This window comes from Haloferax sp. AS1 (genome assembly GCF_014530665.1).
Classification (GTDB): Archaea; Halobacteriota; Halobacteria; order Halobacteriales; family Haloferacaceae; genus Haloferax; species Haloferax volcanii.
Genome location: NZ_SPSA01000003.1, coordinates 308,492 through 331,859, shown reverse-complemented (window position 1 = coordinate 331,859; position 23,368 = coordinate 308,492). Strand labels below are relative to the sequence as shown.

General features: G+C 68.8%; 22 protein-coding genes. 17 read left to right on the top strand and 5 right to left on the bottom strand.

Annotation, left to right across the window (positions count from 1 at the left end):
* The first annotated feature begins 81 nt into the window (after window positions 1–81).
* Window positions 82–1,461 carry an NAD-dependent succinate-semialdehyde dehydrogenase gene (locus E4P24_RS18385; protein WP_004041086.1) on the top strand — a complete coding sequence of 460 codons (1,380 nt, stop codon included), beginning with the start codon at window positions 82–84 and terminating at the stop codon, window positions 1,459–1,461.
* Window positions 1,462–1,737: 276 nt separating this feature from the next.
* Complete coding sequence (locus tag E4P24_RS18380; protein ID WP_188149005.1) at window positions 1,738–3,150, top strand: APC family permease; 1,413 nt, start codon at window positions 1,738–1,740, stop codon at window positions 3,148–3,150.
* 67 nt (window positions 3,151–3,217) lie between these two features.
* Here E4P24_RS18380 and E4P24_RS18375 read toward each other — a convergent pair whose 3' ends face one another.
* The 4 genes from E4P24_RS18375 to E4P24_RS18360 all read right to left on the bottom strand — a co-directional run bounded on the left by E4P24_RS18375 (window position 3,218) and on the right by E4P24_RS18360 (window position 5,202).
* A complete protein-coding gene (locus tag E4P24_RS18375) occupies window positions 3,218–3,712 on the bottom strand; it encodes an Lrp/AsnC family transcriptional regulator (RefSeq protein WP_004041088.1) in 495 nt (164 codons plus the stop codon).
* Window positions 3,713–3,836: 124 nt separating this feature from the next.
* Window positions 3,837–4,178: a ferredoxin gene (locus E4P24_RS18370; protein WP_006600010.1), complete on the bottom strand. Its 342-nt coding sequence runs from the start codon at window positions 4,176–4,178 to the stop codon at window positions 3,837–3,839.
* Entirely contained in the window at window positions 4,178–5,014 is an 837-nt protein-coding gene (locus E4P24_RS18365; protein ID WP_188149004.1) for a CbtA family protein, read from the bottom strand. The genes E4P24_RS18370 and E4P24_RS18365 overlap by 1 nt, the downstream gene beginning before the upstream one ends.
* 2 nt (window positions 5,015–5,016) lie before the next feature.
* Window positions 5,017–5,202, bottom strand: coding sequence for a CbtB domain-containing protein (locus tag E4P24_RS18360; protein ID WP_004041091.1), 186 nt, complete (start codon window positions 5,200–5,202; stop codon window positions 5,017–5,019).
* 169 nt (window positions 5,203–5,371) lie between these two features.
* On the opposite strand from E4P24_RS18360, the gene cbiT reads away from it, so the two are divergent.
* The 11 genes from cbiT to E4P24_RS18305 are packed head-to-tail and all read left to right on the top strand — an operon-like array spanning window position 5,372 to window position 14,170.
* On the top strand, window positions 5,372–5,926 hold the full coding sequence (cbiT, locus tag E4P24_RS18355) for a precorrin-6Y C5,15-methyltransferase (decarboxylating) subunit CbiT (protein WP_004061742.1): 555 nt from the start codon (window positions 5,372–5,374) through the stop codon (window positions 5,924–5,926).
* A complete protein-coding gene (locus tag E4P24_RS18350; RefSeq protein WP_006600012.1) occupies window positions 5,923–6,630 on the top strand; it encodes a cobalt-factor II C(20)-methyltransferase in 708 nt (235 codons plus the stop codon). Before cbiT ends, E4P24_RS18350 begins: the two co-directional genes overlap by 4 nt.
* A complete protein-coding gene (cobM, locus tag E4P24_RS18345; RefSeq protein ID WP_004041094.1) occupies window positions 6,627–7,466 on the top strand; it encodes a precorrin-4 C(11)-methyltransferase in 840 nt (279 codons plus the stop codon). Before E4P24_RS18350 ends, cobM begins: the two co-directional genes overlap by 4 nt.
* The gene (gene cbiG / locus E4P24_RS18340; RefSeq protein WP_188149003.1) at window positions 7,459–8,439 is read left to right on the top strand and encodes a cobalt-precorrin 5A hydrolase; all 981 of its coding nucleotides are present in this window, start codon (window positions 7,459–7,461) and stop codon (window positions 8,437–8,439) included. The genes cobM and cbiG overlap by 8 nt, the downstream gene beginning before the upstream one ends.
* Entirely contained in the window at window positions 8,436–9,320 is an 885-nt protein-coding gene (locus E4P24_RS18335) for a precorrin-3B C(17)-methyltransferase (RefSeq protein WP_188149002.1), read from the top strand. The genes cbiG and E4P24_RS18335 overlap by 4 nt, the downstream gene beginning before the upstream one ends.
* A gap of 3 nt (window positions 9,321–9,323) precedes the next feature.
* Window positions 9,324–10,355, top strand: a complete 1,032-nt coding sequence (gene cobJ, locus E4P24_RS18330) for a precorrin-3B C(17)-methyltransferase (RefSeq protein WP_188149001.1) — start codon at window positions 9,324–9,326, stop codon at window positions 10,353–10,355.
* A 1-nt stretch (window position 10,356) separates the two neighbouring features.
* The gene (locus E4P24_RS18325) at window positions 10,357–10,617 is read left to right on the top strand and encodes a ferredoxin (RefSeq protein ID WP_188149000.1); all 261 of its coding nucleotides are present in this window, start codon (window positions 10,357–10,359) and stop codon (window positions 10,615–10,617) included.
* Complete coding sequence (locus tag E4P24_RS18320; protein ID WP_188148999.1) at window positions 10,614–11,324, top strand: cobalamin biosynthesis protein; 711 nt, start codon at window positions 10,614–10,616, stop codon at window positions 11,322–11,324. The genes E4P24_RS18325 and E4P24_RS18320 overlap by 4 nt, the downstream gene beginning before the upstream one ends.
* Window positions 11,321–12,541 carry a CbiX/SirB N-terminal domain-containing protein gene (locus E4P24_RS18315; RefSeq protein WP_188148998.1) on the top strand — a complete coding sequence of 407 codons (1,221 nt, stop codon included), beginning with the start codon at window positions 11,321–11,323 and terminating at the stop codon, window positions 12,539–12,541. Before E4P24_RS18320 ends, E4P24_RS18315 begins: the two co-directional genes overlap by 4 nt.
* Before the next feature lie 2 nt (window positions 12,542–12,543).
* Complete coding sequence (locus E4P24_RS18310) at window positions 12,544–12,927, top strand: DUF3209 family protein (protein WP_004041101.1); 384 nt, start codon at window positions 12,544–12,546, stop codon at window positions 12,925–12,927.
* 4 nt (window positions 12,928–12,931) lie between these two features.
* Entirely contained in the window at window positions 12,932–14,170 is a 1,239-nt protein-coding gene (locus E4P24_RS18305) for a PQQ-binding-like beta-propeller repeat protein (RefSeq protein WP_188148997.1), read from the top strand.
* 35 nt (window positions 14,171–14,205) lie between these two features.
* Here E4P24_RS18305 and E4P24_RS18300 read toward each other — a convergent pair whose 3' ends face one another.
* Complete coding sequence (locus E4P24_RS18300; RefSeq protein WP_188148996.1) at window positions 14,206–16,362, bottom strand: VWA domain-containing protein; 2,157 nt, start codon at window positions 16,360–16,362, stop codon at window positions 14,206–14,208.
* Between the two features lie 44 nt (window positions 16,363–16,406).
* On the opposite strand from E4P24_RS18300, the gene cobN reads away from it, so the two are divergent.
* From cobN to E4P24_RS18280, 4 genes are all read left to right on the top strand, one after another.
* Complete coding sequence (cobN, locus tag E4P24_RS18295; RefSeq protein WP_188148995.1) at window positions 16,407–20,261, top strand: cobaltochelatase subunit CobN; 3,855 nt, start codon at window positions 16,407–16,409, stop codon at window positions 20,259–20,261.
* Window positions 20,254–20,934, top strand: a complete 681-nt coding sequence (locus E4P24_RS18290) for a precorrin-8X methylmutase (RefSeq protein ID WP_115803580.1) — start codon at window positions 20,254–20,256, stop codon at window positions 20,932–20,934. The genes cobN and E4P24_RS18290 overlap by 8 nt, the downstream gene beginning before the upstream one ends.
* Window positions 20,927–21,757 carry a cobalt-precorrin-7 (C(5))-methyltransferase gene (locus tag E4P24_RS18285; RefSeq protein ID WP_188148994.1) on the top strand — a complete coding sequence of 277 codons (831 nt, stop codon included), beginning with the start codon at window positions 20,927–20,929 and terminating at the stop codon, window positions 21,755–21,757. The genes E4P24_RS18290 and E4P24_RS18285 overlap by 8 nt, the downstream gene beginning before the upstream one ends.
* An 88-nt stretch (window positions 21,758–21,845) precedes the next feature.
* Window positions 21,846–23,054: an ABC transporter substrate-binding protein gene (locus E4P24_RS18280; protein WP_008605878.1), complete on the top strand. Its 1,209-nt coding sequence runs from the start codon at window positions 21,846–21,848 to the stop codon at window positions 23,052–23,054.
* The last annotated feature ends 314 nt before the right edge of the window (window positions 23,055–23,368 follow it).

Sequence of the window (23,368 nt, the reverse complement as noted above, 5' to 3'; positions counted from 1 at the left end):
CTGGAACATTTATCAACATATGGGACGACAGTGGGCCCAAGCGGGAGCGACGAGCGACCGCCGCGCTCCCGAGAGCCGACCATGAAATCCATCAACCCCGCGACCGAGGAGGTCATCGAGACGCACGAGGAACACGACGAAGCGACGGTCGACGCGCGATTGGACGCCGCGTGGGACCGGTTCGAATCGTGGCGCGAGACGCCGATTTCGCGGCGCGAGAAACTGCTCGCGGCCGCGGCCGACGTGCTGCGCGAACACAGCGAGGAGTACGCGACGCTGATGACCGAGGAGATGGGCAAACCCGTCGAGCAGGCGGTCTCCGAGGTCGAAAAGTGCGCGTGGGTCTGCGACTACTACGCCGAACACGCGTCGGAGTTCCTGCAGGACGAGCACATCGGCACCGTGCCGGGGTCGAAGACGTACGTCTCCTACGAGCCAATCGGCCCGGTGCTCGCGGTGATGCCGTGGAACTTCCCGTTCTGGCAGGTGTTCCGGTTCGCGGCCCCGCACATCACCGCCGGAAACGTCGCCGTGCTCAAGCACGCGCCGAACGTCTTCGGCTGCGCCGACGCAATCGCCTCCGTCTTCGAGCGGGCGGGCTACCCCGACGACGTGTTCACCTCGCTCCGGATTCCCGCCGAGCGCGTCGCCGGCGTCATCGAAGACGACCGAGTTCGGGGCGTCAGCCTGACGGGGAGCACCCGCGCCGGGCGGGCCGTCGCGGAGACGAGCGGCCGCGAACTCAAGCCGACGGTGCTCGAACTCGGCGGGAGCGACCCCTTCGTCGTCCTCGACGACGCGCCGCTCGAAGCGACCGCGAAGCGGGCCGCACGGGCGCGAACGCAGAACAACGGCCAGTCGTGTATCGCCGCGAAGCGCTTTCTCGTCCACGAGGCCGTCTACGACGAGTTCGTCGAGCGCTTCACCGAGGAGATGCGCGCACTGACCGTCGGCGACCCCACCGACCCCGAGACCGACGTGGGGCCGCAGGCGCGGGCGGACCTCATGGAGACGCTCCACGAGCAGGTCACGGCGTCCGTCGAGGCCGGCGCGACGCTCCGCCTCGGCGGCGAACCGCTGGACCGACCCGGCCACTACTACCCGCCGACGGTGCTGACCGACGTGCCCGAGGACGCGCCCGCGAGGACCGAGGAACTGTTCGGCCCCGTCGCCACCGTCATCAGAGTCGAAGACGAGGCGGAGGCGGTCCGCGTGGCGAACGACACGCCCTACGGCCTCGGCGCGAGCGTCTGGACGGCCGACGCCGAACGCGGCGAGGCGCTCACGACGAAGCTCACCGCGGGTAACGTCGCGGTCAATCACGTCGTCGCGTCTGACCCGCGGGTCCCGTTCAGCGGGACGAAGGACTCGGGCTACGGGACCGAACTCTCCCGGCACGGGATTCGGGAGTTCGTCAACACGAAGACGGTCTGGGTCGAGGACGCGCCCGCCGACGAGTAAGCGCGACGACGCCCGACCCAGCACCCGGAGCGACACCCAACGCGACACCGGGCGCGACGCCCGCGACGACGCCCGGAACGCGAATCGAGCGCGGACGCCGTTTCTTTCTGCTCGACGAGTTGACTACTATTCGAACCGACGGCCGTTTGGCGATTTTCCGGTGAATCGTCGCTCGATTTGTCGTCCCAGATGACGGATTACTATTGAACTGTGTTTCTAATAGAGACTAAAAATTGAACACAGCAAGATATATAGTGGGTAAGTTAGAATGTGGTGATGTCACTCATAACCATGACAGGAGAACTCTCACGCGTCCTCTCGAAGCGCGACGTGTTCGTGCTCGCACTCGGAGCGATGATCGGATGGGGTTGGATCGTGCAGACGGGGTACTTCATCGACCAAAGCGGCGTCACCGGCGCTATCTCGGCGTTCGTCCTCGGCGGGTTCATGGTGACCGTCGTCTCGCTCATCTACGGCGAACTCGCCTCCGCGATGCCGTTCGTCGGCGGCGAGCACGTTTACAGCATGCGGGCGTTGGGGCCGGCCGGCTCGTTCGCCTGTACGTGGGCGATAATCTTCGGCTACATCAGCGTCGTCGCGTTCGAGGCGGTCGCGCTGCCGAGCGCCCTCGCGTACATCGTCCCCGGCTTCAACGTGTTCGAACTCTGGACGGTCGCCGGCCAGCCGGTCTACGGTACGTGGGTCGCGACGGGCGTCATCGGCTCCGTGGTTATCACGTACCTCAATTATCGGGGTGTCCGGCCGGCGGCGCAGTTCCAGGCGATTCTCGCGCTCGTCATCACGCTGTCGGGGCTGACGCTCCTTCTCGGCGCGCTGTTCAACGGCACGTCGCCGTCGTCGCCGCCGCTCGCGGGAGCCGGCATCGGCGGCGTGTTCACGGTCGCCATCATGACGCCGTTCATGTTCGTCGGCTTCGACGTGATCCCGCAGGCCGCGGGCGAGGCCGACGTGTCACCGAAGCTCCTCGGCGGGCTCATCGGGCTCTCGGTCGCCTGCGCCGCCGCGTTCTACATCGCCGTCATCTGGGCGGCCGGGCAGGTCGCCACGGGCACGACGCTCGTCGAGAGTTCGCTCCCCGCCGCGACGGCGATGGAAATCGCGTTCGACAGCGTGACCATCGGCCGCATCATGGCGCTGGCCGGCCTCGCGGGCATCCTCACGAGCTGGAACGGGTTCGTCCTCGGAGCCAGCCGCGCCATCTACGCGATGGCCGACTCGCACATGCTCCCCGAGAAGCTCGCGACGATTCACGACGACCACGACACGCCGTCGACCGCAATCGTGCTCGTCGGCGGCCTCGCGGCGCTCGCGCCCCTGTTCGGCGAGCAGATGCTCGTGTGGGTCGTCAACGCCGGCGGGCTCGGCATGGTGACGGCGTGGCTTCTCGTCGTCGTTTCGTTCCTCGTGCTCCGGTACCGCGACCCCGACTTCGACCGGCCGTTCAAGCTGCCGGCGGGCTACGCGGTCGGCACGCTCGGGCTGCTGTTGACCGTGTTCTTCGTCGGCCTCTACCTCCCCGGCTCGCCCTCGGCGCTGGCGTGGCCCTACGAGTGGGCGATGGTCGGCGGCTGGTGTCTGCTCGGCGTCGTCCTGCTGGCCGTCGCCGGCGGGCTGCCGACCCGGACGGAAGCGAAGGCGCACCTGAGCGCCCAGCAGCTCGAAGACTGATTCGATTTCGCTTCCGGCGGTCGAAAGGCGGTGCGGCGGGGTTCGTGCGGATACGGCACGGGCCGCGTTACGACACGTCGGGGAGAAGCGCCGCTTTCAGTTCTTCGAGTTCGTAGTCGTTCAGCGGGTTCGGCTCGTCCTTGATGGTCGTGATGACGAACGTCGAACTCGTCCGCGAAATCTCGTCTATCTCCTCGAACTCGGAGATGAGGTCCTCGACCATCGAGCGCGAGGCGAGATGCGAAATCAGGACGAAGTCGGTGTCGCCGAGCGTGAAGTACACCTCGTTGACGCCGGGCACCTCCCCGAGTTTGTCGCCGACCTCCTTGTGGTACTCCGAGCCGTACTCGGCCCAGACCTCGGTGATGAGCGTGAGGTTCAGCCCGGCCTTCTCGAAGTCGATATCGAAGATGTCGTTTTTGATGATGCCCTGCTCTTGGAGCCGTTCGAGGCGGTAGTGAACGGTCGACTTCGGGATGCCCGTCTCCTCGGTTATCCGGTCGGGACTCCCCGATTCGAGCGTCCCGATGGCCTTGAGGATTCGAAGGTCCTTCTCGTCCATGGACCGTAATCAGGTGTGCACCGATATTATTGTTCTGCGTTCAACCCCGCCCGCGTCGGGGAGGGAACGGCAAGAGGCGGTGAGAACGGCGCGGCGCAGACACCGACGGTCGTCCCCGGGACGGTCAGTCGCGGGGTCGAACGCCGAGGTTCGACGCGTCGGGACCGAACTCCTCGGCCAACAGCGCCGGCACGTCGTCCGGGCGAACGTCCGAGTACCACCGGTTTCGAGGGTGGATGGCGACCGCGGCCCCGTCCGCACTACAGAGGCCGAGACAGCTCGTTTCTGCAACGTGGACCCGCGACCAGAAGACGCCACGGTCGCGCAACCACGAGGTCACCGCGTCGTACACCGCCGGGCCGTCGGCCTCGGCGCAGTCGGCGTACTCGGACTCGCGGCCGTTCGTACAGACCAACACGTGGTCGGTAAAGCCGTGCTCGCGGACCTCGTCGGTTCGGTCGCGCATCAGTCGGCCGCGGGAGCCGAGTCCCGGCCGGCGGTCGGAATCCCCGGTTCGGGCTCGGACTCACTCGACGGCCGGAACCGCGCGTGCGCCGCCGCGAGGACCAGCCACAGGAGGACCTGTCCGAACGCGAACAGGCCGGTGAGTCCGGTTTCGAGCGCCGGCGACAGCGCCCCGCGAACCGCGTTTTCGGGGGCGACGACGGCCAGCACCGCGAGCAGGCCGAACGGGACGGCCGCGCCGACGAGAGCCGCACCGAGGCCCCGCGACTCGCGCAGGCGGGTGTAGACGTAGCCGGCCGAGAGGCAGGCGAGCGCCCCGGCGAGCATCATCCCGGCGTAGAGCGGGAGCCGCGTCGCCGTCGAGAGCGACTGTTCCGCCCCCGGCGCGACCGGCGGGAGCACCAACCACGGCGCGCCCGAAACGGTGACGAACCCCGCGAATCCCATCAGATAGCTCTTCGCGGCGTCGGGTCCGGGAATCGCCGGTTCGAGGAAGAAAAAGGCGACCCCGAAGAACGCGCCGCCGAGCACGACGCCCCACAGCCCGCCGGCCGCGACGCTCACGGCTTTCGTGACCGCCATCGACACCGCGGTGTCGTGATGGCCGCCGCTCTCGCCGGCGTGGGGGTCACCGGACTCGTGGCTGTGAGCCCCCTCGGCCTCGTGACTGTGGGCGCTTTCGGCCTCGTGAGTATGTCCGCTCTCCTCGACTGTCGCGTGGTTCAGGTCGTCCGCGTAGCCGACGAGCGGGTTGGCGACGACGGCCATGAACAGTCCGAACACCAGTCCGGCGACGACCCCCGCCTTCACTCCCCGCGTCAGGTACTCCCCGAACATCGTCAGTGGCAGGCGATGCCGGCCGCGTGGCGGAAGTTGTGCAGCGAGTCGTGGACGAGCGGGTCCTGCACGAACAGGAGCGTAAAGCCCAGCGCGACGATAAAGAGGGAACCGGCAGCCATCTGCGCGGGGGTCAGTTCCGTTCGTGCGCGTTCGATGCGACCGTTGACGGTGTTCGCCGTAGCCATGGTAAACTCGGGTTGATGAAAACCAAGCACAGTTGTAAAACTTTCGAGAACAAGCGAGATTGTGTTTCAGCAATCTCGATTTAATAACTCCGGGGCGGATTTTATGAAACCTTGTTTGTGGTACAACAAGCACAATTGTTTTCAAACCGCGCCGGGATTGTCGAGTCGAATGTCACAGGTAACGCTCCCGCACGACGCCAAGGCGGGACCCACGAAACCGGAGGTAAGAGCGGTCACGCTCGATAAACTCGGCTTGCGGCCGACGGACCACTTCGTCGACGTCGGCTCCTGTACCGGCTCGGTCACCATCGAGGCGGCCCGGCGGGTCGAGCGCGTGACCGCCGTCGAGCGCAAGCCGGACCGACTGGACGTGACGCGGAAGAACCTCGCGGCGAACGACTACGACGCCGACGTGACGCTCCGCGAGGCGGAGGCTCCCGACGGTCTCCCGGCCGACGCCGACGCGATGTTCGTCGGCGGCAGTCGGAACTTCGAAGCCGTGTTGGACCACGCCGTCGAGACCGGCGTCGACCGAATCGTCATGAACGTCTCGCGGGTCGAACCCGCCGGCGACGCCATCGAGGCGTTCCGCGAGCGCGGCCTGCTCTCGGCGGTCGTCCAGATGCAGGTGAGCCACGGCTACGAACTCGCCGGCGCGACGAGTTTCCGGTCGAACAACCCGGTGTACGTCGTCGTCGGCCGACGCGACGCGGAGGGGCTATGACCGTCTACGGCATCGGACTCGGCCCGGGCGAGGCCGACCTCGTGACGGTCAAGGGGAAACGCCTGCTCGAATCGGCGGCGGTGGTTTACTCGCCCGGCCGCCTCTCGCGGACGGTCGCGCTGAACCACGTCCCCGAGGAGCGCATCGGTGACCTCGACTTCCCGATGACGCGCGACCCCGACGAACTCCGCCGCGCGTGGAAGGAGGCCGCCGCCGAGGTGGCCGCCCGCGCCGACTCCGAGGACGTGGCGTTCGTGACCCTCGGCGACCCCAACGTCTACTCGACGTTCGGCCACCTCCGCCGCACCCTCGACGCGTTCCACCCCGACATCGACCTCGAAGTCGTCCCCGGCGTGAGCGCGATGACGGCCTTCACGACCGCGCTCGGCGTCGAAATCGAATCCGGAACCGGGCTGGCGCTCCGCGAGGCCGCCAACGGTGCCGCGCCGACCGGCCCCGACCGCATGGTGCTGTTCAAGGTCACCGACGCGCCGGCGACCCACGAGAAGCTGACCGAAGCGGGCTACGACGTTCGCTTCGGCCGCCGCCTGTTCATGGAGCAGGGCGAGACGGTCGTCACCGACGACCCCGACGAACTCGCGGAGCGCGACTACTACACGCTGGCCTACGCCGAGCGCGAGGGCGTCGAGCGCGACGTGGCGACCGCCGAGTTCGACGGCGTCGAATCGGGGGGGTCGGCGTGAGCGCGGACGGCGAGGCGGACACCGGCTTCACCGACGAGGAGGGAATCCCCTTCGTCGGCGCGGGCCCGGGCGACCCGGACTTGCTCACCGTCGCCGGGCGGAAACTCGTCGAGGACGCCGACCTCGTGGTGCACGCGGGGTCGCTCGTCAACAGCGAACTGTTGGACGAGTTCTGCGCCGACGCCGAGCGGGTCAACAGCGTCGGCAAGGACCTCGAAGAGCTGATTCCGCTGATGGCCGACGCCTACGAGTCGGGCCGAACCGTCGTCAGACTCCACAGCGGCGACCCGGCGATTTACGGGGCCGCCTTGGAGCAGATGGACGCGCTGGCCGAGGCTGGCGTGCCGAGCTACCTCGTTCCCGGCGTCACCTCGGCGTTCGCCGCGAGCGCGACGCTCCGCACCCAGTTGACGCTCAACGAGGTCTCGAATCACGTCGTCTTCACCCGGCCGCGGGGCCGGACGCTCTCGGCCGAGGAGGACCACATCAGCGACTTCGTCGGCTTCGGTGACACCACGGTCTGTATCTACCTCGGCACCCACGCCGTGTCGGAGACGATGGACCGCCTGCTGGACGAGGGCCACGACCCAGACACGCCCGTCGCGGTCGTCTACCACGCCTCGTGGCCGGACGAAGACGTCATCGAGGGCACCATCGAGACCATCGGCGAGCGGGTCGAAGACGCGGGCTACCGCGCCTCGGCGCTCGTCATCATCGGCGAGGCGGTGAACGGCTCGGCGTACGAGCGGTCGTTCCTCTACGGCGACTGGGCCCGCGGCGGCGACGCACCGAACGACGAACCCGACACCGAAACACAGGAGCCAGACAATGAGTGACACAGACACCAACTCGGACACCGACTCCGGAAGCGGCCACTGTCAAACGCCAGACAGCGACGGCGAGGTTGCCGACGAAATCGCCATCGTCAGCTTCGAACGAAAGCTCGACACGGCCGAGGAAATCAAGCGCGACCTCGCGGACGACTACGACCGGATAGACGTCCTCACCTACCACGGCGACGTGTTCGCCGACCACTGGGGCGAGTACGACTGCTTCGTCGGCCTCATGGCCAGCGGCATCGCCATGCGGAAGACCGCCGGCCTCCTCGACGACAAGTGGGAGGACCCGGCGGTCGTCGTCGTCGACGAGGAACTGACGTGGGCGATTCCGCTCACCGGCGGCCACCACGGCGCGAATCAGGTCGCCCACGACCTCTCGAAACTCGGGGCCGTCCCGGCGATGACGACCGCCTCTGAGGCCGCGGGCAAACAGGGCGTCGAGAGCAAGGCGAAGGCGCTCGACTCCCACGTCGTCAACGGCGATTCGACCGTGGCGACGAACCTCGCCGTCCTCAACGACGAACTCGGTCCCGTCGCCCGACTCGACGGCCCGAAGGCGGTCCTCGTCGACGACGACGTGACGGTCCTGAAGCGCAACGGCGGCGACGGCGTCGTCCTCGGAACCGGGAGCGTCTCCGGCGCGAAGAAAGCGCAGTTCCTGACGGCGTGGGAGCAAGCGCTCGACGACGCCGACTACGACTGGGACGACATCGACTTCGTCGCGACCGGCACGCGAAAGGCGGACGAACCGGGGATGCTCGACGCGGCCGAGGAAATCGGCGCGGGCGTCGTCTACTTCGAAAAGGAGACGCTGACCGAGTTCGAGGGGCCGACGCCCTCGCGGTCGAAGGAACTCATCGGCTGGCCCGGCATCGCCGAGGCGAGCGCCATCGCCGGCGGCCGCGACCACGAACTGGTCGTCGAAAAGCAGCGCTACGACGACGCCGTGACCGTGGCGGTGGGACGATGAACGACGGTCGCGAGCCGACCGAACCGGCGACCGAGTCAGCGACTGAACCGGCGTCCGACGACCGCGACGAGGTCCCCGACGACTACGGGACCCTCTACGTCGTCGGCATCGGTCCCGGCCTCCCGGACCACATGACGAAGCAGGCGAAGGAACTCATTTCCACCTCGGACTGCGTCGTCGCTTCGAACCTCTATCAGGAGTTCCTCCGCGACGACGGAACCCTCCCGCCCGAGGGGAGCGACGACGGGCCGGAGGTCGTCCGCTCGTCGATGGGAAAGCAGGTCGAACTGACCCGCGAGGCGTTCGAGCGCGTCCGCGACGGCGAGGACGTGGTCCACGTCTCCGGCGGCGACCCCAACGTCTACGGGAAGTCCGACCTCGTGTTCACGATGGCGAAAGGCGACGAGGCGACCGACGTGCCAATCGAAATCGTCCCCGGCGTCACCGCGGCGCTCGGCGGCGCGGCCATGATGGGCGCGCCGCTGTCGAACGACTTCTGTACGGTCTCGCTGTCCGACAAGTGGCGCGGCTGGGACGAAATCGAGGAGAAACTGCGCGCGGCCGCCATCAGCGGCTTCGTCATCGTCCTGTACAACTGCTGGCGCAACTACGAACGCGCCATCGACGTGGTCCGCGAGGAGCGGGCCGACGACGTGCCGGTCGGCATCTTCAACGACGCCGGCCGCGGCGAGGCCGGCCGGAATCTGGACGACGAGACGTTCTCGGTGACGACCCTCGGCGACGCGAAGGCCCACGACGACGACGTGGGCGGGATGGGAACCTCGATTCTCATCGGCACCCACGAGACCGAACCCTGGAGCAACGACTACCAAACGTACCTCGTCACGCCCCGCGGCGGGCGCGACGTCGACGACTTCTAACCCATGAGCGACTCAGACACGACAACCGAATCGAACTGTGGCGGCGCAACGACCGAATCGACTGAATCGACTGAATCGGAATCGGAATCGAAGTGCGGCGGGACAAAGACGGAGGCCGAGTCGGACACGACCTCGAAGTGCGGCGCATCCTCCTCGAAGTCCGATGGCGAGTCATCTTCGAAATGCGGCGGCAGTTCGGGCGGGTCGAAGAAGGAACAGACCGCAGAGAAGGTCGAAGCGACCATCGAGGACTTCGACGGCGAGCCGGGGCAACTCGTCGCCGTCGGCCTCGGTCCCGGCCGCGCGAGCGAGATGACGACGCTGGCGAAAGACACGCTCCGCGAGGCCGACCACATCGTCGGCTACACGACCTACATCGAACTTCTCCCCGACGACATCGTCGAGGGCGCAGACGACCTCTACTCGACGCCGATGTGCGGTGAGGTCTCTCGGACCGAGGAGGCGGTCGACCGGGCGCTCGCCGGCAACGACGTGGCTATCGTCGGGAGCGGTGACCCCAACGTCTACGCGCTGGCCGGCCTCGCGCTCGAAATCCTCGAATCGAAGGGCGCGACCGCGAGCATGGTCGAGTTCGACGTGGTCGCGGGCGTCCCGGCGGCGCAGTCCTGTGCGGCCCGACTGGGCGCGCCGCTCGTCAACGACACCGTGACCATCAGCCTCTCGGACCACCTGACCTCGATGCCGACCATCGAGTCGCGGCTTCACGCGGCCGCCAAGGAGGGCTTCACCATCGCCATCTACAACCCGTGGAGCCGCAAGCGCCGGTCGAACTACGAGAAATGTTGCGAGATTCTCCTCGAACACCGCGCGCCAGACACGCCGGTCGGCATCGTCCACGGCGCGGGCCGCGACGACGAGGAAGTCGAAATCGTCGAACTCGGCGACCTGCCCGACCTCGGCGAGACCGACCTCGTGGACATGACGACGACGCTGCTGGTCGGCAACGAGGAGACGTACGTCTGGGACGACCGGATGGTGACGCCGCGGGGCTACGAGCAGAAATACGAGTACTGAGATGTTCGAAATCGAAATCGACCGAGACGCCTGCGACGGCATCTTCGCCTGTCTCGCCCGCGACGGGCGGTTCGTCGAGGACGACGACGGACTCGCAACAATCGACCCCGATGCGGCCGGCGTCGTGAGCGTCGAGCAGACGGGCGGGCGCGTCGTCGCCGTCCTCGAAGGAGATGCCGAAGCGGACGGCGACGACGACGCGACACTCGCGGCACGAGCCTGTCCGCCGGGCGCGATTTCGGTCCGGGAGGTGGACGCATGAGCGACGCGAACGCCGACGACTCGGCCGCGGACGCGAGCGTGGATTCCGGCGTCGCCCCCGCTGACGACCTCCTGAAAAGCGCGCCCGAGACGGCCTATCTCTGGGGTCACGTCGCCGGCGGCGGAGCGGTCGAACAGGCGCAGTTCACCGTGTCGACGAGCGATGAGACCTGCGCGAACCGCCTCGCGGCCATCGCTGGCGGCGGCGAAATCGACCGGCGAGAGACGGCACGAGAATACGCGCACAACACCGCCGTCACCCGCGTGAAAGACGAGTACCGCGTGACGGTCGACGGCGACGTGGTGCGAAGCGCGAGCGCCGCGTTCGGGCTCCCCGTCGGCGACGACGCCGGCGGCTACCGCTTCGACGTGTTCGACGCCCGGCGAAAACAGCTCCTCCGCGGCCTGCTCGAATCCTGCGGGACGGTCTGTTTCAAGTCCTCGTCGGGGACGGTCGGCATCTCGTTCGTCCACGACGACCGGGCGCTCCTCGAAACCGTGGACCGACTGCTCGACGCCTGCCCGGTCGACGCACCGACCGGCGAGATTGGCGAGACCTCCTCTGGCGGCTACTGGTTCGGCATCGACGACGACGCGGCCGCCGACTTCGGTGAATGGGTCTACGAGGGCAGCGACGAGACGAACCTGTTCGCGCCGACGCGGCGTCGAAAGCTCGTCAGAAGCCTCGAAGAGGCGGAAAACGCATGAGTCTCGAACGACCCGACCCGGCGCTCGACGACGACGCGGTGCTCCTCGTCGGCCACGGCTCGCGCCGCGAGGAGTCCAACGAGCAGGTGCGGACGCTCGCCGCGAAGCTGGAGTCCAAACTGTCGGTCCCGGTGGACGCGGCGTACATCGAACTCGCCGAGCCGTCGATAGACGACGCAATCGAGTCGATGGCTCCGACCTGCCGGACGATGACCGTCGTCCCCCTCTCGCTTTTCGCCGCGAGCCACGTCAAAAACGACGTGCCGCTGGCGGTCCAGCGGGCCCGCGCGACCCACGACGACACCGAGTTCCGGTTCGGCTCGCACCTCGGCATCCACCCGTCGCTCGTCGACCTGCTGGACGAGCGAGTGCAGGCGGTCGAGTCCGACCTCGGCGTCGACCGCGAGGACGACGACGTGGCGGTCGTCCTCTGCGCCCGCGGGTCGAGCGACCCCGACTCGAACGGCGACGTGCACAAACTGGCGCGTCTGCTGTACGAGGGCCGAGAGTTCACCCGCGTCGAATCGGCGTTCATCGGCGTCACGACGCCCCGGCTTGAGGAGACGCTTCACACCGTCGCTAAGGACCGCCCGGACGCCGTCGTCGTCCTCCCGTACATGCTCGGCGACGGCGTGTTGACGGGGCGAATCGTGGACAAAGCCGAGACGTTCGACGAGGAGTACCCCTACGTCGACGCCGGCGCGTCGGGACCGCTCGGCACGGACGACCGGGTGGTCGAGACGCTCGCCGACCGCTACCGAGAGGCGCGGTCGGGGAGCGTCGAGATGTCCTGCGACACCTGCAAATACAAGGTCGAACTCGCCGGCTACGAGGACGACGAGGGCGGCGCTCGCGCGATGCTTCGCTCGCTCGTCCACCAGGCGGAACACGCCGACCGGAGCGACGTTGACGACGACCCGCACGTCCACGACGCCCCCGAGAAGCACGTCGCGGTCTGCACGAACCAGACCTGCGCCGCGAGCGGCGCGGCGACCGTCCTCGAACAACTCAGACAGGGCGTGCGCGACGCCGACGACTGCGACGTACACGTCTCCCGGAGTTCGTGTCTCGGCCAGTGCGGCGACGGCCCAATCGTCGCCGTCTACCCCGACAGCGTCTGGTACGGCGGCGTGACGCCCGACGACACCGACCGCATCGTCTCGTCCCACCTCGAACGGGACCGCATCGTCTCGAACCTCGTCCACCAATCACTCTAATCATGGCCTGCGCAGAACTCGAAGCGCTCCGACTGGCGCTGTTGAACATCACCGGAACGACCGACGAACACGCGAAGCGACACGCCGAAGCCGAACTCGAAGACTACCTCGGCGACGCCGACCCCGGCCCGATTCAGGCGCTCGCGAACGCGACCACGCTCGACGAGGCCCAGCGACATCTCGACGCCGCGCTCGTCGACCTCGAATCGGAGGCGACGCGAATCGACGACGACGACCCGCAGGCCGGCTACCTCCGCGGCCGACTCGTCGCCGTCCGCGATGCCGAACGGTCGCTTCGCCGTCTCCGCGAGGGCACGGACGCGCTGCTCGACGACCTCGGAGAGGCCCACCACACGCTTCACGACGCCTTCCCCGTCGAGGACTGAACCGATGCCATCGGCTCCACTCTCGGCCCGCCGCGACCTCGGTGAAGTCGACCCCGCGAGCAGTCGCCACAACTGGACGCGCTCGGCGGTCGCCGCGACCGACGACGCCGTCTTCGTCGGAACCGCGGCCGGCCGCGTCGTCGCGCTGGAAGCCGCTGCCGACTCCGCATCCGACACCGACGACCGCTGGGAGGCGCGCGGCGACAACCCCGTCGTGTCGATGGCCGCCGCCGACGACTTCCTCGTCGTCGGCGAGCGCGGCGGCGACGGACTCGTTCGCGTCCTCGACGCCGAGACGGGCGACGCGCGCTGGACGTACGCGACGACCGACGACGTTGGCACCGCGGCGAGAGACTCGCTGTTCTTCCGACCCTACGTCGTCGACCTCGCGGTGACGGGCGACAGAGTCGTCGTCGCCGCCCGACGGTACGAACGCGACGGCGACGAGCGAGTCTGGCGGAGCGTCGTCCTCGGGTTCGGCCGCGACGGCCAGGTCGCGTGGCGCAGACGCGTCCACGCCTCGCCCATCGCGGTCGCCGCCGAGGGGGACCGCGTCGCCGTCGCGTACAACCGCTGTCCGAACCCCGAACAGGACGGTCTCGTGCTCCTCGACGCCCACACCGGAGGGCGAGTCGCGTCGTGGGACCCCGGCACCGACGGCGACCGGCGGGTCGGGGACGTGGCGTTCGCGGGCGACGCGCTGGCCGTCGCCAGCCACGGCGACAAACGCGGCTACCTCCTCGATTTCGAGGGGAGCGAGCGGTGGCGACTCGACCTCGCCACCGAGCGGCGCGTCGGCGACGAGACCGTCTACGCCTATCCGACCCACGTCTGCGTCGCCGGCGAAACCGCCGCCTTCGTCACGGGGAACACGTTCGCGGAGTCGACCCGCGACCCGGACGCGCGACATCCCGACGAACACACCGCGGTCGGCGTCTCCGTCGATGGGGGCGAGCGCCTGTGGACCCGCGACACCGGCGGGTTCGCGCGCGCCGCCGTCGCGGCCGGCTCGCGGGTCTTCGTACCGTCCGCCCAGCACTTCCGGGAGCGAGAGGCCGACCGCCACGGCGTCCACACGTTCGGTGCGACGGCGGGGCACGTCCGGACCGACGACCTCCCCGGCATCCCGACCGCGGTCGCCGCGGGTGGGGGCGTCCTCGCGGTGGTCGAAGAGCCGGTCGAGTACCACGACGAGGGCGTCACGCGCGGAGCCTACCGACTCCGCACGCGACCGATTCGATAGAAGAAACCATGCGACACGAGACGAGCGATACCCCGCTACTGCCCGTCCGCGAAGCGCTCGGCCTCAGCGACCCGCTCGGCCGACAGGTCGGAAAGCGGGATGCGCCGCGCGTCCGTTTCGGAGACGAGGATGTCGGTCACGCCGATGCCGTCGTCGCCGGCGTCGACGACGACGACCGACGCGTCGGCGGTGGCGAGGCTCCGCGCCGCCGACCGGGTCTGTCCGGTGGGGCTGCCGTCCGCGACGGTAACCCGGCCGTCGGTGACGACGACGACGAGCGCGGCGTCGGCGTCCGAGCGGTCGATGACCCGGCGAGCGGCGTCCAACCCGGAGGGAAGCGGCGTCCGGTCGCCCGTCGGAAGCTCCTTCAGGTGCCGCGCCGCCAGCGTCACGCTGTCGGTCGGCGGGAGCAACACCTCGGCCTCGTCGCCCGCGACGGCGACGAACGCGACCTCGTCGCGTTGCTCGTAGGCGTCTTCGAGGAGCGACAGCACGGTTCCCTTCGCCTGCCGCATCGCGGCGCGCATCGACGCGCTCGCGTCCACGACGAACACGACGAGCGTCGCGGCCGACCCGCGGGAGACCGCGGTTCTGAGGTCCGACCGGGTGACGCGGGACCGGCCGGCCGAGGCGGCGGCCCGGACCGACGCCGGCACGTCGATGTCGTCGGTCTCGGTCGCCGGTTCGGTTCGTACCCGCGAGCCTCGACCCTGACGCGACTCCCGAACCGCGGCGCGGCTGCCGTCACCCGGCGTCTCCGCGTCGAGGCCCGCGTCCTCGACCGGCGGCCGGTCGGCGTCGCCAACCGCGGCCCGGTTCTGACCGGGGAGAAGCGGCGTGGCCTCGTCGGGGTCGTCGCCGGAGTCGTCGGTATCGCCGTCTTCGGAATTTTCGCCTTCCGAACCACCGTCTTCGGGTCCGCGCTCGTCGGCTCCGCCGACCTCGCCGCCTCGGTCGTCATCCCCGGCGTCGTCGTCCCCGGCGTCAGAGTCGGGAGCCGCGCCGGGGGCGTCGCCGTCGGAATCGTCGGCGTCGGCGTCGCTGTCGCCTCCCTCGGCGCGTTCCTCGCCGTCGCTGGCGTCGCCGTCGTCACTCCCGCCGTCGTCGGCATCGCCCGCATCGTCACCCTCACCGTCCCCGTCGTTAGCGTCGCCGCCCCCGTCGTCGTCCCGGTCTTCGTCCTCGTCGAAGTGGTCGTCGAGCACGTCGTCGACGTCCGGGTCGTCGTCGAACGGGCGGCTCTGAAGTCGATGCGGGAGCGCGAGGGCGGCCGCTTCGCGCACGTCGCTTTCGAGCACCTTCGTCCGGCCGTCGAGCGCCGCGAGCGTTCGGGCCGCACGGGCGATGGCGATGTCGGCGCGGTGGCCCTCGACGCCGGCGTCGACGCAGAGTTCCGCGATGTCGCGTTTGAACTCGGTCGGGAGGGCGACCGAGTCGAGGCGGGCCGTCGCCTCGCGGAGCGCGGTTTCGAGCGCCGCGGTCTCCTCGCGGTGGGCGTCGCCGGCCGTCGCCGGGTCGTCGCCGCCCGCCAGCGCCCGGTCGATAATCTCCACGCGGTCGTCGATGTCGCGGCTGCCGACGACGGTCGCCTGGAGGGCGAAGCGGTCCCGGAGCTGAGGGCGGAGGTCGCCCTCCTCGGGGTTCATCGTCCCGACGAGCGTGAACTCGGCGGGGTGTTCGACGCTCATCCCGTCGCGCTCGACGCGGTTGACGCCGCTCGCGGCCGCGTCCAAGAGCAGGTCGACGAGGTGGTCGTCGAGGAGATTCACCTCGTCCACGTAGAGGATGCCGCGGTTCGCGCGGGCCAAGAGCCCGGGGTCGAACGACGCCTCGCCGTCCAGCGCGTCGGCGACGGAGAGCGTGCCCGCGACCCGGTCGCGGGTCGCGCCGAGCGGGAGCGTCACGAGCGGGACCGACCGGCGTTCGACCGCGGGGTCGTCGCGGGCCCGACACGAGTCGCACTGGCGGGCCGGGTCGTCCGGGTCCGGCGGGCAGCCGTACGGACAGTCCGCGACGACCGCCTGTTCGGGCAGGAGGTCCGAAAGCGCGCGGACCGCGGTCGACTTCGCGGTGCCCTTCTCGCCGCGGACGAGCAGGCCGTCGAGGTCGTCGTTGGCTCCGACCGCCAACAACGCCCGTTTCAGTTCGTCTTGGCCGACGATAGCCGAGAACGGAAGCGTCTGAGTCGTCATCGAATACGAAAACGTAGTTGCAGTAAGACAATAACACTTTATCAATGACACCGACAATCGGACTGTACACAGCGACCGAAAACGAGTTGGGCGCGGTCCAGCGGGCCGCGCGCCGACTCGACGGAATCGACCTCGTCGTCCGCTCCGCGAGCGACTTGGACGACGTGAGCGACGCGGACGCCTTCGTCGACGAGTTGGAGTCGACGACGGCGGCCGTCTTCTGGCTCCACGGGGCCGAAGACAGCATGCCCGGCTACGACCACGCGGTCGAACGACTCGAATCGGCGGGCGTGCCGCTCGTCGTCAAGGCCACGGGCGACGCCTTCGCTCGCCGGGACACGACCGTCGCCGACGCGGACCGCGAGCGCGTCTGCGAGTACCTCGACCGCGGCGGCGCGGTGAACGTCGAGAACCTCTGTCGGTTCCTCGCCGCCGAGTACGCCGGCGTCGAGACCGAGGTCGACGACCCTGTCGAACTCCCGACAGAGGGCGTCTACCACCCCGACTACCCCGGCGTCGAGTACGACGAACTGCTCGACACGCACGACCCCGACAAGCCGACCATCGGCGTCTGGTTCTACGAGTCCCATTGGACGCACGCGAACACCCGGTACGTGGACGCGCTCGTGGAGCGCCTCGAATCGCTCGGCGCGAACGTCTTACCCGCGTTCTGCAACCCCGCGACCGACGAGGAGGGACAGGAGAACGCCGAGTGGGTCGCCCGGAACTGGTTTTCGGACGACGACAGCCCCGTCGTCGACGCCGTCGTCAGCTCCTTCATGTTCTCGCTGTCGATGAGCGAGCGGGGCCGCGACGCCGACGACGAGGGGTCGGCCGCCGAAGACGTGTTCCTCACCGAACTCGGCGTCCCCGTGTTGCAGGCCATCACGACCATGCGCTCTCGGAGCCGCTACGAGTCGAGCGACACGGGCGTGATGGGCTTCGAACTCGCGCTGTCGGTCGCGCTCCCCGAGTTCGACGGCAACGTCATCACCCACCCGATAAGCGGGAAAGAGCGGATGGAAGACGAGGCGGGCGTCGGGAGCGCGCCGAAACAGCACTTCCCCATCGAGGACCGCGTCGACCACGTCGCCCGCCTCGCGGTCAACTGGGCGCGGCTCCGCCACCTCCCGAACGACGAGAAGAACGTCGCGGTCGTCCTCCACAACTACCCGCCGAGCGACGACGGCATCGGGACCGCCTTCGGGATGGACAGCCCCGAGAGCACGGTCAACCTCCTGTCCGAACTCCGGGAGCGGGGCTACGCCGTCGGTGACCTCCCCGCGGACGGGCAGGCGCTCATCGACGACCTCACCTCGCAGTTGACGCTGGACGACCGCTGGGTCGCCCCCGAGGACGTGCGGGACCTGAGCGTCGACGTGGTGGCTCCCGACCAGTACGCCGACTGGTTCGAAGACGCCGACGACCGCTTCCGCGACAACGTCGTCGAGGAGTGGGGCGACCCGCCGGAGCGACCGTTTGCGATTCCGGGCGTCGAGTTCGAGAACGTCCTCGTGACCGTCCAGCCCCCGCGCGGCTTCGGGATGGACCCCTCGAAGGTGTACCACGATTCGGACCTCCAGCCGCCGCACGACTACGTGGCGTTCTACGCGTGGCTCCGCGAGTCGTTCGAGGCCGACGCCGTGGTCCACCTCGGCACCCACGGCAGCCTCGAATGGCTCCCCGGCAAGACCGTCGGGCTGAACGGCGAGAGCGCGCCGGACCAACTGGTTTCGGACCTCCCGAACGTCTACCCGTACATCATCAACAACCCCGGCGAGGGGACGCAGGCCAAGCGCCGGTCGTACGCGGCCATCGTGGACTACCTCACGCCGGTCATGCGCACCGCGGGAACCTACGACGACCTCGCGGACCTCGAAGAACTCGCCCGCGAGTACCGCGAGGCCGGCATGGACGAGGCCCGCCCCGAGCGCGGCGACCAACTCCGCGAACTCCTCGTCGACGCGGTCGACGACCTCGACCTCGCGGTCGAACTCGGGTTCGACGACGCCGAGGCCATCCGCGGCGCGGACGGCGATGTCGGCTCCGACGAGGCCGAAGTCGAGTTCGACGAACTCGTCGAGCGCGTCCACGAGTACCTGACCGACGTGAAGACGACGCAGATTCGGATGGGCCTCCACACGATGGGCGAACCGCCCGCAAACGACCGACTCGTGGAGTACCTCGTCGCGCTCACCCGCCTCCCGAACGCGGACACGCCGAGTCTCCGCGAGAGCGTCGCGGGCGTCATGGGCGTCGACTACGACCGGATGCGGGACGAGCCGGGGACGTACGACGACGACCTCGGGATGTATCTCTCGGAGGCCGCAGACCGCGTCTACGACCAGTGCGTCGAACTGGTCTCCGCACTCGCGGAACGCGACTTCGACGTGCCCGAGTCGGAGGTCGACGCCGGCCCCGACGACGAGGTGAACATGAACCTGCTCGTGGTCGATATCGACCAACTCGGGGACGCGCGGGCCAAGCGCGGCGCGCACGACGACCTCCGCGAGGTGCTGGCGTTCATCTGCGACGAGGCAGCCCCGCGAGTCGCGGCCGCGGAAGCCGAGATTCCGCAGACCGCCGACGCCCTCGACGGCGAGTACGTCCGCCCCGGTGGCTCCGGCGCGCCGACCCGCGGCGGGGTGGACCTGCTGCCGACCGGGCGGAACTTCTACACGCTCGACCCGCGGAAAGTCCCGGCCAAGCCGGCGTGGAGCGTCGGCGAGCGCGTCGCCGAGGGCGTCCTCGACCGCCACTACGACGACCACGGCGAGTACCCCGAGGAGTTCGGGGTCGTCGCGTGGGGGACGCCGACGGTCCGGACCCGCGGCGAGACCATCGCGCAGGTGCTCGCGTTCATGGGCGTCGAACCGGTGTGGACCGACGCGGGCCGCGTCGACGACGTGGAGCCGATTCCGCTGGACGAACTCGACCGGCCGCGAATCGACGTGACGACCCGCGTCTCGGGGCTGTTCCGCGACGCGTTCCCGCAGGCCGCGAGCGTCGTCAACGACGCCGTCGACGCGGTGGTCGACCTCGACGAGCCCCACGAGATGAACTACGTGAAAAAGCACGTCGAGGAGGACGCCGCCGAGTTCGAATCGGAGGGCGTCGACCCCGACGAGGCCGAGACACTGGCCAAACACCGCGTGTTCACGACGACGCCCGGCGGCTACGGCGCGGGGACGAACAAGGCCGTCGACGAGGGCGAGTGGGACGACCGGAGCGACCTCGCGGACGTGTTCGTCCAGTGGGGCGGCTACGCCCTCGGGAGTCGCGGCAAGGTGACCGAGGCCCACGACGCCTTCGAGCGCCGCTTGAGCGGGGTCGAGGCGACCGTGAAAATCGAGGACACCGCCGAACAGGACGAGTTCGACTCCTCCGACTGGTACGCCTTCCACGGCGGGTTCGTCTCCGCGGTCGGTGAGATTTCCGGGAGCGACCCGGCGTCGTACGTCGGTGACTCCAGCGACCCCGACAACGTCAGCGTCTACACGAACGAGGAGAAAGTCCGCAAGGCGATGCGGGCACGCGTCCTCAATCCCGACTGGCTCGACAGCATGGAAGAACACGGCTACAAGGGCGCGGGCGACCTCTCGACCACGGTCGACGTCGCGCTCGGCTGGGACGCGACCACGGGCGTCGTCAGCGACACGCTCTGGGAGCACCTCGCGGACGCCTACGCCTTCGACGAGGACCGACAGGAGTGGCTGCGCGACGTGAACCCGTGGGCGCTCGAAAGCATCACCGCGACGTTCCTCGAAGCCATCGACCGCGACCTGTGGGACGCCGACGACGACGTGCGAGAGCGGTTGCAGGACATCAACCTCTCCGTCGAAGGCGACCTCGAATCGAACACGACGAACGCGATGACGCAGACCCAATCCAATGACTGAACGAGACGCCTACGCCGACCTCGGCGCGACGACGCAGGAAGCGATGGACATCGCGGAGACGAGCATGGACATCGTCCGGACGTTCGTCCCCGACGAGACGCTTAACGACCGACTCCGACAGAAGGCGGTCCACTCGACCGGCGACATCGAGTTCCAGCACCTCATCCGGTGCCAGAACGACCCGGTCGTCGCGGGCGCGAGGGCCGTCCTCGACGAGCGCCCCATCGTGACCGACATCACGATGGCGAAAGCCGGCATCACCGGCCGCGGCCACGACTGCCAGGTGCGGAAGGCAATCGGCAACGGAGCCGAACTCGCCGCCGAAACGGGCATGACCCGGACCGCGGCCGCGGTGCTCGAACTCGACAAGGAGGGCGTCTACGACGGCGCTATCGCGGTCGTCGGCAACGCGCCGACCGCCGCGTTGGCGCTCTGCGACTGCATCGAGAACGGAACCCGACCGGCGGCCGTCGTGGCGACGCCCGTCGGCTTCGTGAAGGCCGAAGAAAGCAGGAAGCGCGTCCGCGACGTAGCCGACGAGTACGGCGTGCCCGCGGTGACGAACGTCGGGAAACGAGGCGGGAGCGGCCTCGCGGCCGCGCTCACGAACGAGCTGATTCACGTCGCCAGCGACGTGCGAAACGGCGACGTAGACCTCGCAAATCATGAGTGAGGACGAGAGCGACCCGTACGACCTCGATTCGGGACCTGACCCGGCGGCGTTCGCCGCGGCCGCGCCCGAACCGAGCATCGACGAAACCGACGGGGGCGACGAGGACGCCGACGGTACCGAGGACGCCGCCGCGCCGGTGTACGCGGTCGGCGTCGGCCCCGGGAATCTTGAGTATCTGACGCCCCGCGGGCGGCGGGCGATTCGAGAGGCCGACGTGGTCGTCGGCTTCGAGACGGTCGTCGACTTCGTCGCCGACGAGACCGACGCCGACCTGCTCACCTGCGGCTACGCCGACGAGGCCGACGCGCTGGCCGAGTTCGGGCGGCGCGTCGCGGCCGGCGACCGGGGGACGGCGGTGCTCATGGGCGACCCGAACCACTCGGGCTACCAGTTCCTCGGGAAGGTCCAGCGGGCCGTCGACCGGCCGGTGCGGGTGATTCCGGGCATCTCGTCGCTCCAGATAGCCGCGAGTCGCGCCCGGACGCCGATGGAGGACACGCGGTTCGTCACGCTCCACAAAAGCGGGTCGCTCGACGCCGACCTCGACCGATTGGCCGAGGCGGCCGGCGAGCGCCACCTGCTCGTCCTGCCGCGACCGTTCGACTGGATGCCGGGCGACATCGCCGGGTTCCTCCTCGATTCGGGCGCGGACGAGTCGCTGGACGCGCTCGTGCTCGAACGACTGACCCACGACGACGAGCGAATCACCCGGACCACGCTCGGCGGCCTGCGCGATTCGGCCGGCGGGAGCGGCCCCGACTCGACGCCGTACTCGGACCTCTCGGTGCTCGCTGTCAGAGCGCCCGTCGACGCGGCGGACTGAGCCGCCTCCTTCCCCCGCCCCGCGCGAAGGTAGTTAGGCTCGCCTAAATTCCGAAGACGTTTTAACCATTTAGGGAGGCCTAAAAGACATGGCAAACGACGGACAAAGCGGACGGGAATCGACGCGGCGCGAGTACCTCCAGTACGGCGGCGCGGTCATCGCAGGCGGCCTGCTCGCCGGCTGTACCGGCGGGAGCGGGTCGGAGACGACGACGACGGCGTCCGAGCCCGAGACGACCACGGCCGCGACGACCGAGGCGGCGACGGAGACCGAAACCGAGACAGAGACGACGACCGAGGCAGCGGAGTCCTACTCGGTGTCGATAGAGCCGGTCGGCGAGGTCACGTTCGACTCGGTCCCGGAGGCGTGGATTGCGAACAACGGCAGTTGGGCCGACATGGGCGTCGCGCTCGGGCTCGACGCGCCGATGGGCGTTTGGCTCCCCGGCCGGTACCACACGCAGTACTACGACGAGATTCCGGACGTGAGCGTCGACAAGTCGTCCATCCGCCAGCTGTGGGGAGACAGCGGCGTCGGCAAAGAGCAGTTCTACGAGCTGAACGCGGACGTGCACATCGCCGACCCGAACTTCCTCCTGAACCGCGGCCAGTGGAGCGAGGCCGACATCGAGGAAATCAGCACGCAGGTCGGGCCGTTCTTCGGCAACAGCATCTTCTCGCGCGGCTACGCGTGGCACGAGGACTACCGCTACTACACCCTCTACGAGGCGTTCGAGAAGTTCGCGCAGGTGTTCCAGCGCGAGGACCGCTTCGAGGCGTTCGAACAGGTCCACGAGGAGTTCCAGTCGAACCTCGCGCCGGTCGTCCCCGCGCAGGGCGAGCGACCCTCGGCCGCGGTCGTCTGGGCCGGCGGCGACGAGCCAGAGGAGTTCTACCCCTACGTCATCGACGAGGGGACGAGCTTCAAGCATCTCAACGACCTGAAAGTCAACGACGCGCTCGCGACGACCGAGGTGCGGGACTTCTACAGCAACCGCGGCGCGGTCGACTTCGAGACGCTGCTTGAGGTCGACCCCGAAGTGCTCCTCGTGCGCGGACAGGAGGCCAAGACACGCGAGGAGTTCCAGAACACCGTGGTCTCGTTCATGGAAAACCACGAGGTGGCGGGCGAACTCACCGCCGTCCAGAACGGCGACGTCTACCGCGCCGGCGCGCTCTATCAGGGCCCCATCACGAACCTCGTCGTGACGGACCGCCTCGCGCGGACCCTGTACGACGCCGACGAGCGCCTGTTCGACGCCCAGCGCGTCGCGGACATCGCCAACGGGAACCTGTAACTCGCCCCGGGTTCGCGGCCCCGCTTTCTCTCTTCGCCCACCCGTCGAGCGGCGCGTCCCGCCAGAACGCTTATCATATTTTAGGCTAGCCTAAAAAATATGGCAGTGAGCCAAGGTATGGGCGTGTCCCCGGCGGTCACCGCAGCGTGGTTCGTCGAGGGAGAACCCCCGCTCATGGAGGTGTTCCGCCGAGCGAAAGCGAGGTGAGTCCGCGACGGGGCGGGGTGGGGCGGGGCGGACCCCGGAACGCGACCGACCACCGACTCCGTCCGTCGGAAGAGCACCCAACTGGACCGTAGGACCGGTCGCCGCGA

Bases quoted from the DNA above. Each gene is read 5' to 3' on its own strand.
- E4P24_RS18335 (WP_188149002.1), top strand. From the start codon at position 8,436: ATGAACGACGGTCGCGAGCCGACCGAACCGGCGACCGAGTCAGCGACT.
- E4P24_RS18365 (WP_188149004.1), bottom strand. From the start codon at position 5,014: ATGTTCGGGGAGTACCTGACGCGGGGAGTGAAGGCGGGGGTCGTCGCC.
- cbiG (WP_188149003.1), top strand. From the start codon at position 7,459: ATGAGTGACACAGACACCAACTCGGACACCGACTCCGGAAGCGGCCAC.
- E4P24_RS18380 (WP_188149005.1), top strand. From the start codon at position 1,738: ATGTCACTCATAACCATGACAGGAGAACTCTCACGCGTCCTCTCGAAG.
- E4P24_RS18385 (WP_004041086.1), top strand. From the start codon at position 82: ATGAAATCCATCAACCCCGCGACCGAGGAGGTCATCGAGACGCACGAG.
- E4P24_RS18300 (WP_188148996.1), bottom strand. From the start codon at position 16,362: ATGACGACTCAGACGCTTCCGTTCTCGGCTATCGTCGGCCAAGACGAA.
- E4P24_RS18325 (WP_188149000.1), top strand. From the start codon at position 10,357: ATGTTCGAAATCGAAATCGACCGAGACGCCTGCGACGGCATCTTCGCC.
- E4P24_RS18320 (WP_188148999.1), top strand. From the start codon at position 10,614: ATGAGCGACGCGAACGCCGACGACTCGGCCGCGGACGCGAGCGTGGAT.
- cbiT (WP_004061742.1), top strand. From the start codon at position 5,372: ATGTCACAGGTAACGCTCCCGCACGACGCCAAGGCGGGACCCACGAAA.
- E4P24_RS18305 (WP_188148997.1), top strand. From the start codon at position 12,932: ATGCCATCGGCTCCACTCTCGGCCCGCCGCGACCTCGGTGAAGTCGAC.
- E4P24_RS18350 (WP_006600012.1), top strand. From the start codon at position 5,923: ATGACCGTCTACGGCATCGGACTCGGCCCGGGCGAGGCCGACCTCGTG.
- E4P24_RS18310 (WP_004041101.1), top strand. From the start codon at position 12,544: ATGGCCTGCGCAGAACTCGAAGCGCTCCGACTGGCGCTGTTGAACATC.
- E4P24_RS18290 (WP_115803580.1), top strand. From the start codon at position 20,254: ATGACTGAACGAGACGCCTACGCCGACCTCGGCGCGACGACGCAGGAA.
- E4P24_RS18285 (WP_188148994.1), top strand. From the start codon at position 20,927: ATGAGTGAGGACGAGAGCGACCCGTACGACCTCGATTCGGGACCTGAC.
- E4P24_RS18375 (WP_004041088.1), bottom strand. From the start codon at position 3,712: ATGGACGAGAAGGACCTTCGAATCCTCAAGGCCATCGGGACGCTCGAA.
- cobN (WP_188148995.1), top strand. From the start codon at position 16,407: ATGACACCGACAATCGGACTGTACACAGCGACCGAAAACGAGTTGGGC.
- E4P24_RS18315 (WP_188148998.1), top strand. From the start codon at position 11,321: ATGAGTCTCGAACGACCCGACCCGGCGCTCGACGACGACGCGGTGCTC.
- E4P24_RS18280 (WP_008605878.1), top strand. From the start codon at position 21,846: ATGGCAAACGACGGACAAAGCGGACGGGAATCGACGCGGCGCGAGTAC.
- E4P24_RS18360 (WP_004041091.1), bottom strand. From the start codon at position 5,202: ATGGCTACGGCGAACACCGTCAACGGTCGCATCGAACGCGCACGAACG.
- E4P24_RS18370 (WP_006600010.1), bottom strand. From the start codon at position 4,178: ATGCGCGACCGAACCGACGAGGTCCGCGAGCACGGCTTTACCGACCAC.
- cobJ (WP_188149001.1), top strand. From the start codon at position 9,324: ATGAGCGACTCAGACACGACAACCGAATCGAACTGTGGCGGCGCAACG.